At 71.1% G+C, this 17510-nt stretch carries 12 protein-coding genes and 1 pseudogene; 3 read left to right on the top strand and 10 right to left on the bottom strand.

Going from position 1 to position 17510, the window contains the following annotated elements; translation table 11 throughout:
• Positions 1-29: 29 nt before the first annotated feature.
• The 6 genes from ABXJ52_RS07605 to ABXJ52_RS07580 form a co-directional block, all read right to left on the bottom strand.
• Entirely contained in the window at positions 30-3800 is a 3771-nt protein-coding gene (locus ABXJ52_RS07605) for a lipopolysaccharide biosynthesis protein (protein WP_367048878.1), read from the bottom strand.
• Between the two features lie 85 nt (positions 3801-3885).
• The gene (locus ABXJ52_RS07600; RefSeq protein ID WP_367040351.1) at positions 3886-4686 is read right to left on the bottom strand and encodes a polysaccharide deacetylase family protein; all 801 of its coding nucleotides are present in this window, start codon (positions 4684-4686) and stop codon (positions 3886-3888) included.
• Positions 4687-4723: 37 nt separating this feature from the next.
• Complete coding sequence (locus ABXJ52_RS07595) at positions 4724-5755, bottom strand: glycosyltransferase family 2 protein (RefSeq protein ID WP_367040349.1); 1032 nt, start codon at positions 5753-5755, stop codon at positions 4724-4726.
• A complete protein-coding gene (locus tag ABXJ52_RS07590) occupies positions 5752-6585 on the bottom strand; it encodes a glycosyltransferase family 2 protein (RefSeq protein WP_367040348.1) in 834 nt (277 codons plus the stop codon). The genes ABXJ52_RS07595 and ABXJ52_RS07590 overlap by 4 nt, the downstream gene beginning before the upstream one ends.
• A gap of 382 nt (positions 6586-6967) precedes the next feature.
• Entirely contained in the window at positions 6968-8065 is a 1098-nt protein-coding gene (locus ABXJ52_RS07585; protein WP_367040347.1) for a GNAT family N-acetyltransferase, read from the bottom strand.
• A 1-nt stretch (position 8066) separates the two neighbouring features.
• Positions 8067-8498, bottom strand: a complete 432-nt coding sequence (locus ABXJ52_RS07580; RefSeq protein WP_367040346.1) for a hypothetical protein — start codon at positions 8496-8498, stop codon at positions 8067-8069.
• Positions 8499-8732: 234 nt separating this feature from the next.
• Between ABXJ52_RS07580 and ABXJ52_RS07575 the strand changes: the two genes are divergently transcribed.
• Positions 8733-9557: an SGNH/GDSL hydrolase family protein gene (locus ABXJ52_RS07575; protein WP_367040345.1), complete on the top strand. Its 825-nt coding sequence runs from the start codon at positions 8733-8735 to the stop codon at positions 9555-9557.
• 31 nt (positions 9558-9588) lie between these two features.
• Here ABXJ52_RS07575 and ABXJ52_RS07570 read toward each other — a convergent pair whose 3' ends face one another.
• The gene (locus ABXJ52_RS07570) at positions 9589-11295 is read right to left on the bottom strand and encodes a serine/threonine-protein kinase (protein ID WP_367040344.1); all 1707 of its coding nucleotides are present in this window, start codon (positions 11293-11295) and stop codon (positions 9589-9591) included.
• 482 nt (positions 11296-11777) lie between these two features.
• Here ABXJ52_RS07570 and ABXJ52_RS07565 point away from each other — a divergent pair, with 482 nt between their 5' ends.
• Together ABXJ52_RS07565 and ABXJ52_RS07560 are read left to right on the top strand one after the other, a co-directional pair.
• Positions 11778-12044: a hypothetical protein gene (locus ABXJ52_RS07565; RefSeq protein WP_351165136.1), complete on the top strand. Its 267-nt coding sequence runs from the start codon at positions 11778-11780 to the stop codon at positions 12042-12044.
• Positions 12045-12244: 200 nt separating this feature from the next.
• Entirely contained in the window at positions 12245-13972 is a 1728-nt protein-coding gene (locus ABXJ52_RS07560) for an amidohydrolase (RefSeq protein ID WP_367040342.1), read from the top strand.
• A 28-nt stretch (positions 13973-14000) separates the two neighbouring features.
• On the opposite strand, the pseudogene ABXJ52_RS07555 reads toward ABXJ52_RS07560, so the two are convergent.
• The 3 genes and pseudogenes from ABXJ52_RS07555 to ABXJ52_RS07545 form a co-directional block, all read right to left on the bottom strand.
• Positions 14001-14354, bottom strand: a pseudogene (locus ABXJ52_RS07555) (ABC transporter permease); the annotation flags it as partial.
• A gap of 25 nt (positions 14355-14379) precedes the next feature.
• Positions 14380-15792 carry a LuxR C-terminal-related transcriptional regulator gene (locus ABXJ52_RS07550; RefSeq protein WP_367040341.1) on the bottom strand — a complete coding sequence of 471 codons (1413 nt, stop codon included), beginning with the start codon at positions 15790-15792 and terminating at the stop codon, positions 14380-14382.
• A complete protein-coding gene (locus tag ABXJ52_RS07545) occupies positions 15782-17137 on the bottom strand; it encodes an AAA family ATPase (protein ID WP_367040340.1) in 1356 nt (451 codons plus the stop codon). The genes ABXJ52_RS07550 and ABXJ52_RS07545 overlap by 11 nt, the downstream gene beginning before the upstream one ends.
• Positions 17138-17510 lie beyond the last annotated feature (373 nt).

Genomic DNA, 17510 nt, shown 5'->3' with positions numbered 1-17510 from the left:
CGCCTCAGCCCTCTTCGCCCACCCCCGGATCACGCCATGGTCAGGAACCGCTGGATCAGCGACGCGAGCAGGACCGCGAGCAGCGGCAGCGAGAACCAGAAACTGCTCTGCAGCCAGCGCAGTTGCCGCACGCTCGGCTCCCACGCCACCCGCACGACCTCACGCGTGACGAGCAGCAGGACCACGGCGATCGCCGCGAGCCCGCCGATCACCGACCAGGGGGTCCACGTCACCTGCGGACCGATCGGGCCCGGCTCGGCCTTCGCTACCTTGCCGTTCGGCTGCTTGCTCAGGGTGTAGAGGGTCGCGTCGTCGTTCGTGAGGACCTTCTTCAGCTCCTGGCGGTTGTCGAGGTTCTTGATCAGCCGGGTGTCCCACGTCCTGGAGTAGCCCACGTCCATCTGGAGATAGACCGTCTGACTCTTGTTGATCATCAGATACGAGTTGGGACCCGCGTCCCTGAGCGCCTTCACCAGGCTGGAGACCAGGACCGGGTCGGCCGGGGCGAGCGTCGGGACGTAACTCACCTTCTCCATGTCACGGGTGCCCCACGGCATCGCCGGCGTCACGTTGTTGATGGTGTCGTCGCTCATCCACAGCAGCCGCACCGTCGGATCGTCGTGCTCGTACACGTACTCCATCGCGGCGACCTCGCCGGCCCGGGTCCGCTCGAAGGGCTCGTTGCCCCAGCGCGCCACCAGGAAGCCGCCCATCAGGACGAGGCCCGCCATCAGCGCGGCCAGCGGCGCCAGACTCACCTTGTCGCGGTCCCGCTCCTTCGCGGTGATGCCCGCACGCGGGAAGAACGCGAGCCCGGCGAGGAGCGCGGCGCCCGGCAGCGCGAACATGAAGACCCGCAGGGCCATCTCGCCGCCGTACGACTGCATGCCGAAGCCCAGGAACGGGATGAAGGTCAGGACGAGCAGCGAGCGTTCCGAGTACTTGTGGTCGCGCCGCCGCCACCAGCCCCGGCAGGCGAACGCCATCACGCCGCCTGCCAGTGCGACGCGTGCGTACAGGACGAGCTGGTGGGTCGAACTGCCGCCCTCGATGCGGCCGGACACCGACGAGGTCACATTGCCGCCGACGCCGCCGATCCCGCCGAACAGCTCGTCGAAGTGCCCCGACCAGTACGGCTCGGCGAAGAAGCCCACCCAGACGGCGACCAGGACCGCGAAGAGGATCGGCAGTCCGCGCAGCTCCGAGCGGCCCACCAGGACGAGTCCTGCCAGGACACCGAGCATCACGAACGGCGTGAGCTGGTGCGCGGGGACCGTCGCCGCGAACAAGGCGATCAGGACGGCGAGCAGGACCGCGCGCTGCCGCCGGTCGGCGGGCTCGACCTCCAGCTCACCCGGACGCCGCTTGGCCCACAGCACGTGCGGCGCGCGGAACCACACGAGGAGCACCGCGACGAACACCAGATAGAGCAGATACGTGAAGCCCTGCGGGGAGAAGTAGTCCTGGCCGACCCAGCCGCTCAGCGCGAAGATCCACAGACCGGCCCACTTGGCGCGCCAGGACGCCCGCATGGCGCGCACGAGCAGGAACATCGGTGCCAGGTAGAGCAGTTGCATGGCCAGCGGCCACCAGCGGATCACCTCGGTCATGTCCGAGACGCCGCACGCCTTCGCCACGAACGTGGCCGCGGCGAAGAACCCGGGCCAGCTCCAGCGCGCGTCCAGGTCGGGCACCGCGGAGCCGGTCCTGTCGATGTACTCCATGAAGCCCAGGTGCTGCCAGGCCGTCGCGAACCGCGGCTCGTCCTCGAGGACGGCGGGCAGCGCGTGCAGACACACCACCGTGGTGAGCAGCGTCGCCAGGAGCAGGGCCTTGTGCGGCCGCTCGAGCCACAGCAGCGAGGCGAAGACGACGACGAGCAGCGCGGCCCCGAACAGGGTCGGCGCGGGCAGGATGGAGATGAGCCCGAGGCCGCCCATCGCGTCCAGATCGCCCTCGGTCATGCCCACGGTGGGCAGCCAGTAGAGGGCCACCGCGAAGGCGAGGAGGAGCGCCATGAGGACGGCGCGGCGGCGGGGGAGCGGTCCGGACGCGCCGCCGGTCTCCGCCGGCTCCTCCGTCACACTCGGTGCGGTGCCCGGCTCCTCGGCGGGTGCGGTGACGGCCGATGACACCGAAGGCGGGATCGCTGACGATGCCGCCGGTTCGCGCGGTCCGACCGGTGTTCTCAGCGCCCAGGTCGGGCGGTGCTCCAGGTCCCCCCTGTCCTGCATGTCCTCCCCCTCGTCCCCCGTGCCCGCGTCCGGGACACCGGCCTTCGAGAAGGCCGGGGTCCCGGACGCGGGCGTCCCCGGTCCCGGACGCATGTCGGGCCTGCGTTCGGGATGCTCGAAGTCCGGCTGCACCGCAAGCTGCAGCGTGTCCGAGTCGAGCGACTCGCGCAGGGCCCAGGCGGGCCCCCGCCGCCGCTCCTGCTGCTGACCCGCCTCGTCCGCGGCGGCGGTGGGCGGCGTCACGGGCGCCCCCAGGGCCGCGAGATCACCGTCCGGCGCCCCGCCACCGTCCGACGGCCCGGCCCCCCGCGCCACGCGGTACAGCTTCGGCGCCACGATCGCCACGATCACCGCGAGGCTGCAGATCTCGGCGACCCCAGCCCCCGTGAGACCCATCCGCGGCAGCAGAAGCAGCGTCAGGCCGAGCACGAGTGCGCACAACAGGCCCTGCATCCAGGCGATCCCCGACGTACGGCTCTGGGCGCGCTGCACCGCGAAGTACGTCTCCATGACGACCCGCAGCGCCGCTCCCACCGCGAACCAGCGCAGCAGCGGCGTCGCCGCGTCCGCGTACCCCTGGCCGAAGACCCGCAGGATGAACGGCGCCCCGACGAAGAGCAGACCGCACACCGGCAGCATGATCCGCGCCATGCGGCGCAGCGCGGCCCGGGTGTTCGCCGCGAGCCGCGCCGGGTCGTGCGCGCCCTCGACCGTCAGCGAGGCGCCCATGTTGATGGCGAGCAGGTTGACCGTGCCGCCGATCGTGGTGGTGATGTAGAAGTACGCGTTGTCGACCGAGCTGACCTGCGAGGCGACGATCACCGGTACGAGATAGACCACGGCGAGCGAGAAGAGCGAGCCGGTGTAGTCACCGGCCAGGAAGCGGCCCATCTCGCGCAGCGTCGGCGGCCGCGTCTTGTCCTGGGTCGCCTTCACGTGCCGTGGCACGAGCCGCCGGAACACCAGCCAGCCCAGCGGGATGACGGACATGGCGATCGCGGCCACCCACGACACGAACACGCCCGCCGTCGGGATCGCCGCCGCCACCGCGATGAGCAGCCCCAGCTTGACGACCGAGAAGATCGTGTTGCCGACCGGCACCCACAGCGCGCTGCGCAGCCCCGTGAGCACCCCGTCCTGAAGGGTGAGCAGCGACCAGGCGATGACCGCGGCGATGAAGCCGAGACCGTTGAGCGGGCCGTGCAGGAAAGCGTATGAGGGCCCCCACAGGTCGAGCGTGAACAGGAAGATCAGTGCGGCGCACGCGACGACGAGTGAACTGGTCGCATACGTACGGAAGATGAGCCTGCCCGTGGCGCGCCCCGCGACGGGGATGAAGCGGGCGAGGGCCCCCGTCAGGGTGAGCGCGGTGAGCCCCGCGAGGAGCTTCATGGCGGCGATCGCCGCCGAGCCCTGGCCGACCGCCGACTCGGAGTAGTACCGAGCGGCGGCCAGCCAGAAGCCGACGCCGAGCACGCCGGAGATGCCGGTGTTCAGCATCAGCGCATAGGCATTGCGGAACAGAGGACTCCCGCCACCGCCGCCGCCCCTTCCGGGCAGCCGCATTCTGCGCGGCCTGCCCGACTTGCCGGACGGCGGCTGCTGTTCGCTGCTCGGGGTCCCAGAGACGTCTGCCTGGGCGGTCGACGTGTCAGACACGGGTACGAGTTGCCTTCCGGCGGGCCTGTCGGAACCTACGGACCACGGCGTACCCCTTGGTGTGGGCACGGTCCCTTGCGAAGGTGCGGGCGATCGCACGGCCCTCGACGAGCCGTTCGAACTCCGCGATGCCGGTGGAGCGGCGCACGGTCACCCGCTGTAGGGCGTACGGCCCCTGCGTACGCCGTGCGAGGCCGTTGCCGACCGCGAGCGACTGGGCGAATCCGGCGCCGCGCACCGTCTCGCGCACCCGTCGGCTCGAATAGCCGTACGGGTAGGCGAAGGAGACCGGCCGGGTGCCCAGTTCCTCGGTGACGATCTCCTTGCAGCGAAGCAGTTCGAACCAGAGGTCGTCGTCGTCCAGCTGGTCGAGCTGCGGGTGCGTATGGCTGTGCCCGCCGATCTCCGTGTTCGCCGCGGCCAGTTCACGCACCTGGTCCCAGTCGAGCATCACGTCGAGGCCGCCCCCGGTGTCGTGCGCCCCGCGCAGCCAGCCGGTGGAGACGAAGAGCGTCGAGGCGAAGCCGTGCTTGGCGAGCACGGGCAGCGCGTGCCGGTGCACGCCCTCGTAACCGTCGTCGAAGGTGATCAGGACGGGCCTCGGCGGCAGGGTGCGGCCGGGAGTACGCCAGATCGCGGCGAGCCCGGCCGTGCTCAGCGGCGTGAAACCCCGCTCGCCGAGCAGCTCGAGCTGCTCGGCGAACGCCCCGGGAGACACGGACAAGTCCCGTGTCTCCAAGGTCGGTTCATGCGCGATCGAGTGGTACATGAGTATCGGCACAGGAGCGTTCATGGCGGTCCCCCCAGGCCTGTCGGTGCCGCACTCGTCCTCATGCCGAAGCCCCCTCGCCGTCCGCGTCGGTCCCGATCTCCACGACCGAGAAAGCGGCGCCTCCCCTGCGCGCGCGGACACTCCCGAGGACGTACCCACCGGCCGCAGTGACCACGCCCGCCACGATGGCGCCCGCGCGGCCCGCGCCGCCGGGACGCGCGAGCAGCGCGTCCCGCAGACCGCGCCCGACCCCGGCCGGCAGGACGCGCGTGGCGTACCGCCGCTCGGACTCAAGGCCCTTGTCCGCGCCCACACTCCGGGCCACGAGCGCCTTGGAGAGGCCTTCCGCGTACGTCCGCGTGCGGAAGTACTGGAAGCGCTCCCGCGCCGCGGGGACCCGGTGGTGGATCACCGCGCGGTCGTCGATGAGCAGGACCGCGTCCGGCCTCGCCCGGGTGAGACGGATGCACAGCTCCGTCTCCTCACACCCGAGCGGACGCTTGTCGCCGTCACGCCCGATACCGGTCGCGAAGCCACCCGCGGCCTCGAAGGCGGTGCGCCGGAAGGAGGCGTTGCCGCCCAGGACGTTGCGCACCCGCACGCGCCCCTCGGGCAGGCCCTTGTACGTACAGCCGACGACCCAGTCGAACTCCTCGGGGAACCAGGCGGGCCTGCGCCGTGACTCCCAGACGGGCATGGTGCGCCCGCCCACCGCGAAGACCTTCGGGTCGGCGTACCCCTCGGCGAAGTGGCGCAGCCAGTCCCGCTCCGCGACGGCGTCGTCGTCGAGGAACGCGATGATCTCGCCGCTGGAGGCGGCGATCCCGGTGTTGCGGCCCGCCGAGAGGCCGCGGGGGCCCGCGTTCGCGAGCACCCGCACCCCTTCGGTCTCCTTGTACTCCTTGGCGAGTCGGTCGAGGAGCGAGGCGTTGTGATCCACCACGAGCAGCGTCTCGAGAGCCGTCAGGGACTGCGCCCGCACCGAGGCGACCGCCGCGAGGATGTCCTCCCAGCGGTCCTCGGTGTAGACGCAGATGACGACGGAGACACCCGCGACCGTGCTCCCCCCGTGGTGGCCGGGACCGCTCAAGACACCTCTCCCTGACGCGTGCGGAACGGAACACCACGGGTACGACGGCGCTGCCCACGGCGGTTGGAGCGCTCCGTCAGGATCACCTTCAGGACACGCAGCCCGTCGCGCACGGCGCTGAGATTGCTGACCCCGTGGATGCGCAGATACTCGTGGCTGGGAATCTCCTGCACCTTGAGCCCGGCCTTGACCACCCGGATGTTCATCAGGGTCTCCACCTCGAAGCCCGTGCAGTCGAGCTCGATCTTGTCGAGGCAGTGCCGCCAGAAGGCGTTGTAGCCGTAGCACAGGTCGGTGTAGCGGGCGCCGAACTTGGCGTTCACGACGGAGCACAGGACGTGGTTGCCGAGCTTGCGGATCGGCGTCATGTCGTCCGTGGCACCGCCGTTGGCGAAGCGGGAGCCCTTGGCGAAGTCCGCGCCCGAGACGAGGGCGGAGACATAACTGACGATCTCGTGCCCGTCGGCCGAGCCGTCCGCGTCGACCATCACGATGATGTCGCCGGTGCACGCCTCGAATCCGGTGATCAGGGCGTCGCCCTTGCCCTTGCCGAGCTGTCGGACGACCTTCACGTCCGGCCACAGCTCGCGCGCGACGGCCACCGTGTCATCCGTCGAATTTCCGTCCACGAGTACGACCTCGTGAATCCAGTCGGGCAGTGTCTTGAAAACGTAGGGAAGATTCTCCGCTTCGTTCATGGCGGGAATCACGACACTCACCGGCGGTGTGATCGCCAGGTGTGAGGAAATCGGCCGGTAGTTACCGGACAGCGTCGGCTTGTCTAACGGGTCCGGACCCGGCTCGGTGGCCGGGTGCACAACAGAACTCATGAGTCTGGTCCCTCTCGTCCGGTGGACCGCCCACCCCCGGGCAGTCCGGCTATGTATCCGGTTCGAAAGGGGGGTTCTCACGTGAGCATGACGAAATGGATCTCCGTGCATGCCGAGTGAGCTGGCATCGCGCGGGACGTGACTCGGCACGAATTCAGTCGCCGAGCACGGCACCCCCCTACCGCGCCCCGCGCCGGTTCCACCGCGACCCTGAGCCCTCCCCTGGATCGCACTGCGTGATGGACCGATGCGGGTGGATGTAAGACGGTATTGATGATTGACACCGTATGGCAAGACCTGGAACGAGGCCTCACCCTTTTGATGAAATGGCCGGTCTTGGTGGCCACATATGGAGCGCTCTGTTCCTTGTCGCTCTCTCTTATTACTTCTTTCTTGATCGAATTTGGCCCACTCGTTTCAGCAGCTTGTCGGCCGGTTCGAACAGCTCCGGTCGTGACAAGACGGTGTTGCGCAGCGCCCTGACCGGAGCGCGCCGCGCCCGGTGACCGATCGCTGCCGGATGGCGCAGAGCCACCCACCCCTCGGACACGGTGAGTTCGCGTGTCTTCAGGGAGTCCTTGTACTGCTTCTGGCCCCGCCCCAGATCGAGGTACGCGATGCCGTCGGCGGCGGCCGCCTCGGCCATGCGCAGATGCATGACCAGGCCGGGCGAGTACTTGGCGTACTCCGGGTCGTAGGCGGGGAACCACTGGGCGATGACCCGCTCGGAGCGCAGCCCGAAGTGCGCGGCCACCGGCACCTCGTCGACGTACAGCACGGAGAGGAGGCCGGCGAACTGATCGGACCTGGTGTGGAAGAGCTGGCGCACGAGCTGGTTGATCCAGGCCTGCGCGAAGCGGTCGCTGCGCCCGGTCCTGCGGTACTGGGCCGACTTCCACCGCATCAGGGTGCGCAGGGCCGCGGGGTCGCGTTCGTCGTGCACGTAGCGCACGGTGCCGTGGTCGCGCCCGAGCCTGCGCTCCTTGGAGAAGGTCGTACGCGCGAACTTCGGCGACTTCGCCCTGAGCCGCTCCAGATATGCCTCGTACCCCTGGTCGATGTCCATGACGGGGGAGGCGAAGGAACCGGAGGCGCCCGCCTCGAACGGCTCCTGGCCGGCGGCCAGATGGTCGAACTCGTACATCGCGAGCCCGCAGGCCCGTAACAGTTCCCGCGCGTCCCAGGTGAAGCCGGGCCGGTGCACCAGGCCCTGGCAGTCGGAGACGCCGAGGCCGATGGCCCGGCCGACGCCGGTGATGGATCTCTGGAACGGGAAGAAGGCCGCCGGCTCGCCGCCCTCGCGTACGACCGCGATCCGCACCCCGCGCCGCCAGTGACCCACCGCGAGGGTGAACTCGGGGGAGAGGAACGGATTGGCCAGTTCCGGCGAGCCGTTGAGGTGGGCCTTGGACTGCAGCGCCGTCCAGGCCGCCCGGTCCGCGGCGGTGAGTTCTCCGGGCCGGTGCACGGTGATGTCCACGTCAGGAGGTCCGACTCGTCGGGGCACGGCGTCGCAGCCGCCGTGCCAGTACCAGCAGATGGATGAGCGCGCCGATCACGGTGATGGCGGCGACCCCGCCACGCACCGACCACATGTGGAGGGCGAGCATCGCCTGGGCCACCAGCAGATTGACCGCGACGGCCCCGGAAACGGAAGCGATGCACCGGCCCCACGGGTCAAGCCCCCTGAGCGCGGCCGCTATCGCCGAGCCGGGGGCCGCCAGGAGAAAGAACAGGGTGAAGGGGCCGCGCAGCGGCGAATCGATGTCCGTGAGCGCGAGCATCGCGCCGACGGCGCCCACCGCCACAGCTGTGCCCGCGAGCAGCGAGAGCGCGTCCTCGCGGCGAACCGGCCGGTCGCCGGGCTCTCGCCCGGTGTCTGATGACGGTGACTTGATCCTGATGGTCTGCATTGGCGACTTTGCCCCCCGACGCGCCGGATGCCGGGCTTCAATGTCGCGCAGTCCACGGCGGCACGTCAAGATGCGGAGGGAGTGTGGAGATGTTCGACGTCGGGCCCCTGAACCGCGACGGAACTCCCTGCGAGGGCAAGGGAATTGCAGGAGAACTCATTGACATGAGCACTACCGACGCCCTGGGGGGAGTGGTACCACAGTCGTGGCAGAAATCCTGCTAAGGGAGGTTCCATGAGATTGTCCCGAATCACGGCATACGCTTCCTCACTCCTCCTCGCCACCGCCTTCGCCCTCACCGGGGCCACAGCGGCTCAAGCGGACCAGCAGACCGATCAACAGGCCGCCGCCACCGGCTATGTGGCGCTCGGCGACTCCTACTCCTCCGGCGTCGGAGCCGGTGGATACGACAGCGGCAGCGGCGACTGCAAGCGCACCCCCCGCGCGTATCCGGCGCTCTGGGCGGCCGCCAACTCACCCTCCAGCTTCAACTTCACGGCTTGCTCGGGCGCCCGTACGGGTGACGTGCTGGCCAACCAACTCGGCCCGCTCGGCTCGGGAACGGGCCTCGTCAGCCTCTCCGTGGGCGGCAACGACGCCGGCTTCGCCGACGTCATGACGACCTGCGTGCTCCAGTCCGAGAGCAACTGTCTCGCCCGGATCGCACAGGCGCGCAGTTACGTCGAGACGACGCTCCCCGGCAACCTCGACCGGGTCTACTCGGCGATCAGCGCCAAGGCCCCGGCCGCCCAGGTCGTCGTGCTCGGCTACCCCCGCTTCTACAAGCTCGGCGGCGGCTGCCTCGCCGGCCTCTCCGAGAAGGAGCGCGGCGCCATCAACAGCGCCGCCGACTTCCTCAACTCCACGACCGCCAAGCGCGCCGCCGACCACGGCTTCACCTTCGGCGACGTGACCTCCACGTTCGCCGGACACGAGATCTGCTCCGGCAACCCGTGGCTGCACAGCGTCAACTGGACCAACATCGGCGAGTCCTACCACCCCAAGGCCGCGGGCCAGTCCGGCGGCTATCTCCCCGTGTTCAGCGCGGCGGCGTCCTGATCAACCCCCTCCTGATCCACTGTGTACGGCCCTACTCGTTCGGCGCATAGGAGGAGGCCCCGCCCGTCGGGGTCTCCTCCTCGCATGTCACGGAGTACGCAACTGAGTTCGAGTCGGCCTTCACCGGGCTGCGCACCTCCACGCTGATCTCGTTCTGATGCGTCGAGCCCGGTTCCCCGTCCACCGTCTCCGTGTGATGCACCTGCTTGGTCTTCCCTCCACCGGAGGCGAAGCTGAGTGTCTTCCAGCCGGGGTCGCCCGGCTCGCCGGACTTGGTCACCCAGCGGTAGTCGACCGTGACCGGGGTCCGCCCCACGGTGAACGTCGCCAGGAACGCGGGTGCCTGCCCGGCGGCCGGCGGACAGACACCGCTGTACTGCGTGTTCGCGCCGGTGACCGAGACCTTGACGGACTGTGCCGGGTGCGTGGTCGAGCCGCCGCCGTTGCCGCCACCGCCGTTGTTGCCGCCTCCGCCGCCACCGTCCGTGGAGCCGCCGCCGGTGGAGTCGCCGTCACCGCCGCCGCCGTCGCCCGACCCGCCGCCGTCGCCGCCGTCCGACGTGCTGCCGCCGTTCTTGCCGCCGTCGGAACCACCGCTCCCGTTCCCGCCGCCGTCGCCTCCACTGCCCTCGGAGGCCCCGCTCGTGGTGCCGCCCCCGCCTCCGTCGTCGCGGTTGGCCAGGGCGTAGATGAGTCCACCCAGGGCCAGCGCCAGGGCGACCAGGCCAGCGATGAGGACGAGGGCAGTGCGGCGCGAGCGTGAAGCGGGAGCCGTGGTGGTCGTCGTGACGACGGGCTCCTGCCGGTACGAAGGCGGCGGGGGTGGAGGCGGAGAGGGGGCGGGCGCTTGCTGGTGCTGATGTTGCTGCTGTGACGTGACGGTCGGCATGTACGGAAGGGGCGTCGCCACCTGTGGGGTCCCGCCCGCCGCGACGAGCCGCAGTTGGTTCTCCGCGTCGGCGGCGGAGATCCGGGCCGCGGGGTCCTTGCGCAGCAGCCCCTCGATGACCGGGACCAATGGCCCCGCGTTCCGGGGCGGTGGTAGCTCCTCGTCGACGACCGCGCGCAACGTACTGAGCGGGGTGTCCTGCCGGAACGGCGAATGGCCCTCCACGGACGCGTAGAGCAGCACGCCCAGCGACCAGAGATCCGACTCGGGCCCGGGGCGCTGCCCCAACGCCCGCTCCGGGGCCAGGAATTCGGGCGAGCCCACCACCTCGCCGGTCATGGTGAGGGCCGAACTCCCCTCCACCATGGCGATCCCGAAATCGGTGAGGACGACACGGCCGTCGTTCGCGATGAGTACGTTGCCGGGCTTGACGTCGCGGTGCAGGACCCCGGCGTCGTGGGCCGCGCGCAGGGCGGCGAGCACCTCGGCGCCCACACGGGCGGCACGCTGCGGCGCCATCGGGCCCTCCGCGTCCAGGACGTCGGACAGTGAAAGACCCCGCACGAGCTCCATGACGATCCACGGGCGCCCGTCCTCGCTCGCCACGTCGTAGACCGTCACCACATTGCGGTGCGGGATACGGGCGGCGGCCCACGCCTCGCGCTCCAGGCGGGCGTACAACCGGTCGACCTCGCCGGCCGGGAGCCCCGCGGGCGCACGCACTTCCTTGACGGCGACCTCGCGGCCGAGGACTTCGTCGCGGGCCCGCCAGACCGTGCCCATGCCGCCCTCGCCCAGAGGGGCGAGCAGGCGGTAGCGCCCCGCGATCACACGCTCGTTCACGCTCACGGGGGTCCCCCATCCGCAGCCGTGCGATTCTCCACAAAACTACCTCAACCGAGCGCGGTTGCCGCCCCCTTGGGGAGCGGTGAGTGGCCCGGCGCGGCCGGAGCCGCACCCGAGGGCGCCCGCCCGTCCCTGCGCGCCCCCTCGCACTCGCACGCTTCTTGTCTCCGTCGCACGCAGTGAGATCGCCCACGTTCCGGCAGCTGCTCCCCGGGACCGCTCGACGGCGAAACGCCCGTGATCGCCGAGGACCCCCTTGCGTTCACAGGGTCACTCGCCGTGACCATCGCGTCGGATGGCGGCTCAGAAGAGCCCGCTTGCGCCCCGCTTGTCCAACTCGCCCTGGAATCAGTTGTATTCGGAGAGTAATCGTCAACCGCCTTACGGGGTAGGTGAATCCTGTGACCGGGATACACGAGTGTCGAGGCGGGGCGATAGGGTTAACCTGCCCTGGGCCGGGTGCCCTCGTACGGGTGGGGAGTGACATGGAACAGATAACGGTGCGCAGCAGGGCGCGTGTCCCTGCGATCACCTGCGGCAGCAGCGCGACAAGCTCGCGTCTCGACCGCCATCTCTCAGTGCTGGGCGGCCCTGCCGTTCCGCAGCGCGAGACGGCGGAAGCGACGCTGCTGATGCGTGAGCTGACCTCACGTGGCGCGCATGATCACAGTGGCCGCGGTGCACGTGTGCGGAGGGTCTCCCTCTTCGCTCCCTTGCGCAGGCTGCGGCGGTCGCTCTTTGGGGGTCGCTGACCACGGGTGGTCGGGGGTTCGGGCCGCCGCTCAGCGGCGGATTGCTCCCACCCACCCGCCCCTTCCCTCTCCCCACGTGTCACTCACCAAGTACCCCTCGTAACACACGTGTCATGCGCACCTGTTGACGCCGCAACTTTCCGGCCCCAGTGTGGCTGGTCGATTGGCTGATACACCCAACCTCACCCCCGGAGGTGCGCGTGTGTGACCTGCACGATCAGCATGAGCATGAAGCACTCCCCGCGAGCGGCCCGTCCCTGAGCCGCCGCCACATCATGCAGCTCCTCGGCGCGGCCGGTGTCACCGCCGGCGTCATGACCGCCGACGCGGACCCGGCGATGGCCGCGGGCGCCGACGACAGCCCCGCCGCCTACGAGGCTCCCGAAGACCTCGCGGCCGACACCCCCGCCAAGCGCGCCGCGCTCGACTGGATCACCTCCCACGACGACCGGATCACCGGCTTGAACGCCGAGATCTGGGACAACGCCGAGCTGTCCCTGCGCGAGTGGAAGTCCTCCATCGCCGAGGCCGACTTCCTCGAACAGGCCGGTTTCGACGTGCAGTTCGGCACCGCGGGCTTCCCGACGGCCTTCACCGCGACGTTCACGTACGGCAAGGGCGGACCGGTCCTCGGCTTCAGCGGCGAGTACGACGCGCTGCCCGGCCTCTCGCAGCACAAGGGCGTCGGCCACCATGACCCGCGCGAGTACATCCACGACCCCTTCGCCCCCAGCTACGGCCCCGGCCACGGCTGCGGCCACAGCGCGCTCGGCACGGCGGCAGCTGCCGCGGCGGCGGCCGTCGCGCAGGCGGCGAAGAAGCACCGCCTCCCCGTCACCGTGAAGTTCTTCGGCTCCACGGCGGAGGAAGCACTGATCGGCAAGACGTACGCCGTCAGCAAGGGCGTGTACGACGGACTCGACGCGTTCCTGGACTGGCACCCCTCGACGGCCAACGCGACCGGCTGGGGCACCACCACCGCGATGACCGCCGTCACCTTCACCTTCCTCGGTGTGGCAGGACACGGCGGCACCCCGCTCGGCAACAAGTCCGCGCTCGACGCCGCCGTGATGATGGCGACGATGTCGGAGTTCCTGCGCGAGGAGAACCTCGCGCCGAGCGGCCGCCTGCACTGGGTGATCAACAACGGCGGTGACATCCCGAACGTCACCCCGGAGATCGCCGAGATCTCGTACTACGTACGCGAAGGAAGCCCCGCCCGCGTCAAGGTCCTCCTGGACAAGGTGATCGCGGTCTCCGAGGCGGCTGCGAAGGCGTCGCAGACGTCCGTCCGTCACCGCGTCACATCGGCCTGCTGGAACCAGCTCCCGGCCAAGGCCTTCGCCGAACTCCTGCACGCGAACATGCGGGAGATAGGCCCGCCGCGCTTCACCGACGAGGCCCACGACCTGGCCAAGGAGCTCCAGGAGTCGCTGGGCCTGCCCCAGAAGGGCATGCACGACAAGATCGGCGAGCTGACCCCGCCCAACCCGGTGTTCATGGGCGGCGGTTCGACGGACGTCGCCGACATCAGCTGGAACGTCCCCACCGTCTCGATGGGCGCCGCCCTCGCCCCCATCGGCACCAAGATGCACACCTGGTCCACGGCCGCCTGCGCGGCGGCGGGTCCGGGCCAGGCCGCGGTGATCGCCGCGGCGAAGTACCTGGCGGCGACGGCGGTCGACCTGATCACGCAGCCCGAGCGTCTGAAGGCGGTCAAGGACGAGTTCAAGGAGCGCACGAAGGGCGTCAGTTGGCGGACCGCGCTGCCGGACGGCTACGAGCCGCCGATGTACGAACCTCCGGCGTGGTTCCTGAAGAAGACGGGTCAGAAGTGGCCGCCGCCGAACATCACATGGCCGCCGAAGCGGGTGGTGTCCCAGGAGAAGTTCTCCTCGCTGGGGCCGGAGCTCGCGCCCCAGAAGTAGGGCGTCCGCGGCGACTTCGGCAGTCCGCTCACCGTCCGCCGCGCGTGTACCGGCGGACGGCGAGCGGCACGCACACGGCGAGCAGCACGAGCGACCAGAGGACCGCCCCGGCCACGGGATGCGCCACCGGCCAGGCGGCGTCCGACGGCACGGCCGCGTTGCCGAACAGCTCACGCACCGCCGTGGCGACCGCGCTGATCGGGTTCCACTCGGCGACGGTGCGCAGCCACCCGGGGAGCCCGTCGGTGGGGAGATACGCGTTCGACAGCAGCGGCAGCATGAACGTCGCGCTGCCCAGCTGCCCCGCCGCTTCCTCGCTCTGCGAGACGAGGCCGAGCAGGATGCCGACCCAGGTCGTCGCGAACCGGAAGAACAGCAACAGGCACCGGCACCGGGACTGGTGCAGCTCAGGCCGTGGCCTCCTCCTGGTCCCGGAACCGGAGGCGGGTCAGTTCGCCGCGTGATGCCACGCCCAGCTTCGGATAGGCGTTGTAGAGGTGGTAGCCCACCGTGCGCGGTGACAGGAACAGCTGGGCGCCGATGTCCCGGTTGGTCAGGCCGGTCGCCGCCAGGCGCACGACCTGCCGCTCCTGCGGGGTGAGCCGTTCCAGAGGCGCCTCGTCGCCGACGTGCCGCACCCTGCTCTCGCCGGTGGCCCGCAGCTCGGCGCGGGCCCGCTCGGCCCACGGCGGCGACGCCAGCAGCTCGAAGGTGTCGAGGGCCGAGCGCAGCGGCGCCCGGGCCTCGCTCCTGCGGCCCGCGCGGCGCAGCCACTCCCCGAAGAGCAGCTCCGTGCGGGCCCGTTCGAACGGGCGGCCGTCGTCGACGTGCAGCGCGAGAGCCTCCTCGTACGCGGCCTCCGCCTCCGTCTCCGGGGCGAGCAGCGCACGGCAGCGGGCGGCCAGCGCCCGCGCCCCGGCCGCTCCCGTGTGCTCGGTCCACTCGGCGAACGTCCTCGCCGGCTCCCGTACGGAATCGGCCTTCCCGGTCCGTACGGCCGCCTCGACCCGGTCCGGCACGCAGTACAGGACGACGATCGTGTGGCCGGACGGGCTTGCCGCCACGTCCTCGTACGCCCGCAGCGCGGCCTCGTGGCGGCCGAGGCCGAGCTCCAGCATGGCGATCGCGGTCCCGCCCCACACCTGCCCGGGCAGCACCTGCCGCAGATCACCCTTGGCCGCGAGCTCGCGGCAGCGCTCCTCGTCGCCGTCGAGCGCGGCGAGGTAGGCGAGGACGCCCGACAACTGGCCCACGTAGTGCGGCTGTCCGGTGTCCTGGGCGATCCGCAGGCCCTCCGTCGCGCCCATCAGGGCACAGCTGTGGCGGCCCAGGAAGATCCGCGCCCGGGTGCGCAGGAGGAGCACGAGCGGCAGCGGGCCCAGAGCGCCCTGCTCACGACACTCGCGGTCCAGCTCGGCGGCGAGGTCGTTGCCGGTCTCCAGCGCGCCGAGCGGCGAGAACCAGGAGGCGATCGAGACGCGTTCGCGCAAGGTGTGCCCGCGGTCGTGCCGCTCGGCCCGCAGACCCTCGAAGAGTGCGCGCAGCGGCGGGAGTCCGCCGCCCGGATTGCCCGCCGCGAGCCGGGCGATACCCTCGGCGGCCGGCAGGTAGGGCAGGGCGTGCGGGGGAGTCGTGACGTCGAGTCCGGCGATCCGGTGGCTCATCTCGTCGATCGACTGCCGGTGCCCGGCGAGCCAGGCGGCGGTCATCGCCTCGTACGCCATGAACGCCGCCGTCTGTGGCGCGTGCGGGGCGATGTCGGCGGCCGTGTCCAGGAGCACGGAGTACGAGGCCTCCAAGCGGCCCTGCTCACGGGCCACGGAGGCGCGCACCTGCGCGAGCTGCGCGAGGACGACCGGGTCGGTCAGGTGCGGGGGCGGCGCGCAGGGCCAGTTCGGCGGCGCGTTCGTTGTGGCCCGCGTCCGCGGCGGCCGACGCGGCGAGCGCGAGGCGCCGGGCGCGGTGCGCGCCGTCCGGGCTGAGCTGGGCGGCGCGTTCGCAGGCGGCGGCGACGGCCGCGTAGCCGCCGCGGGATCGCGCGTGTTCGGCGGTCTGCTCCAGGACACCGGCGACGTACTCGTCGGGCTCCGTGGTGGCGGCCGCCAGATGCCAGGCCCTGCGGTCCACGTTGCCCACGCAGGGCAGAGCGTCGGCCAGTGCGCGGTGCGCGGCGATCCGGTCGCCGGCCGGGGCGCTCTGATAGGCGGCGGCGCGGATCATGGGGTGCCGGAAAGTGAGGCGCCCGCCGTCCAGGCTGAGCAGTTCCTTGCGCTCGGCGGGCTCCAGATCGGTGACGCCGGCGCCCAGTTTGCTCGCCGCGGCCGCCGTCACGGTCAGGTCGCCGGTCCCTTCCGCCGCCGCGAGCACGAGCAGGGTGCGGGTGGCCCGGGGCAGCGACGACATCCGGTCCGCGAAGGTCCGCAGAAGGCGGGAGTGGCTCGGCAGCGAGCTCAAGTGCTGGCCGTAGACGGATATGTGGCCCTCGCGCTGGGCCGCGGGCAGCTCGCGCAGGGCGAGCGGGTTGCCGCCGGACTCGGCGCGGATCTGCTCGCGTACGTAGCGGGGGAGATCGCCCGCGTGCTCGGCGAGGAGATCCCCCGCGGTCTCGTCGTCGAGGCCGGTGAGCCGCAGCTCGGGCAGGCCCTGGGCGGGGAAGGGCGGTGCGTGGGCGTCACGCGCGGCGAACAGCATCACCACGCCGTCGGCGGCGAGGCGCCGGGCGGCGAAGAGGAGGGCGTCCGCGGAGGCCTGGTCGAGCCACTGGGCGTCGTCGACCAGGCAGAGCAGGGAGCCGGCCTCGTCGGCGAGGTCCGCGAGGAGGGTCAGGACGGCCAGGCCGATGAGGAAGCGGTCGGCCGGTGCGTTCGGGGCGAGGCCGAGGGCCGCGCGGAGCGCCCTTGCCTGCGGCTCCGGCAGGGTGTCGATCCGGTCGGTCACGCGGTGCAGGAGCAGGTGCAGGCCGGCGAAGGGGAGTTCGCTCTCGGCTTCGATGCCGGTTGCCTGCAGCAGGCGGGTGTCGTGGCTCCTGGCCGCGGCGTGCGCGAGGAGCGCGGACTTGCCGATGCCGGCCTCTCCTCGCACTACGAGGGCAGCGCTGTGGCCCTGCCGGGCCTGGGCCAACAGGGCGTCCAGCCTTGCGATTTCATCGCCGCGTCCGTAGAGCATGCCTCGACCTTAACGGGGCGCCTGCCTGGCCTCGTCGACGTCTGTTCCGCCCGCTTCGCGGCGGATCTTTCCCACCCACCCACCCGTTACCCCGGAGCGGGGAGCCAGCGGCGGGCGGCGGGCGGCGGGCGACGGGCGTGCGTCGGGAGTCGAAAGCCGGGGGTCAGCGGCAGGCGGCCGGGAGCCTGCGGCAACCGGCAACCGGCAACCGGCAACCGGCAACCGGCAACCGGCAACCGGCAACCGGCAGCCGGCCGGGGGCCAGCGGCAGGCGGCCGGGAGCCGGGCGCTGGGGCCCCGGGTTTCAGGCGGCCCGCCAGTCAAGGCGCCCCCGCCAGCCAGAGGCGCCCCCGCCAGTAATAGGCCCCCGCCA

The organism is Streptomyces sp. Je 1-332 (assembly GCF_040730185.1).
GTDB lineage: Bacteria > Actinomycetota > Actinomycetes > Streptomycetales > Streptomycetaceae > Streptomyces.
This window is presented reverse-complemented; position numbering and strand designations above follow the sequence as displayed.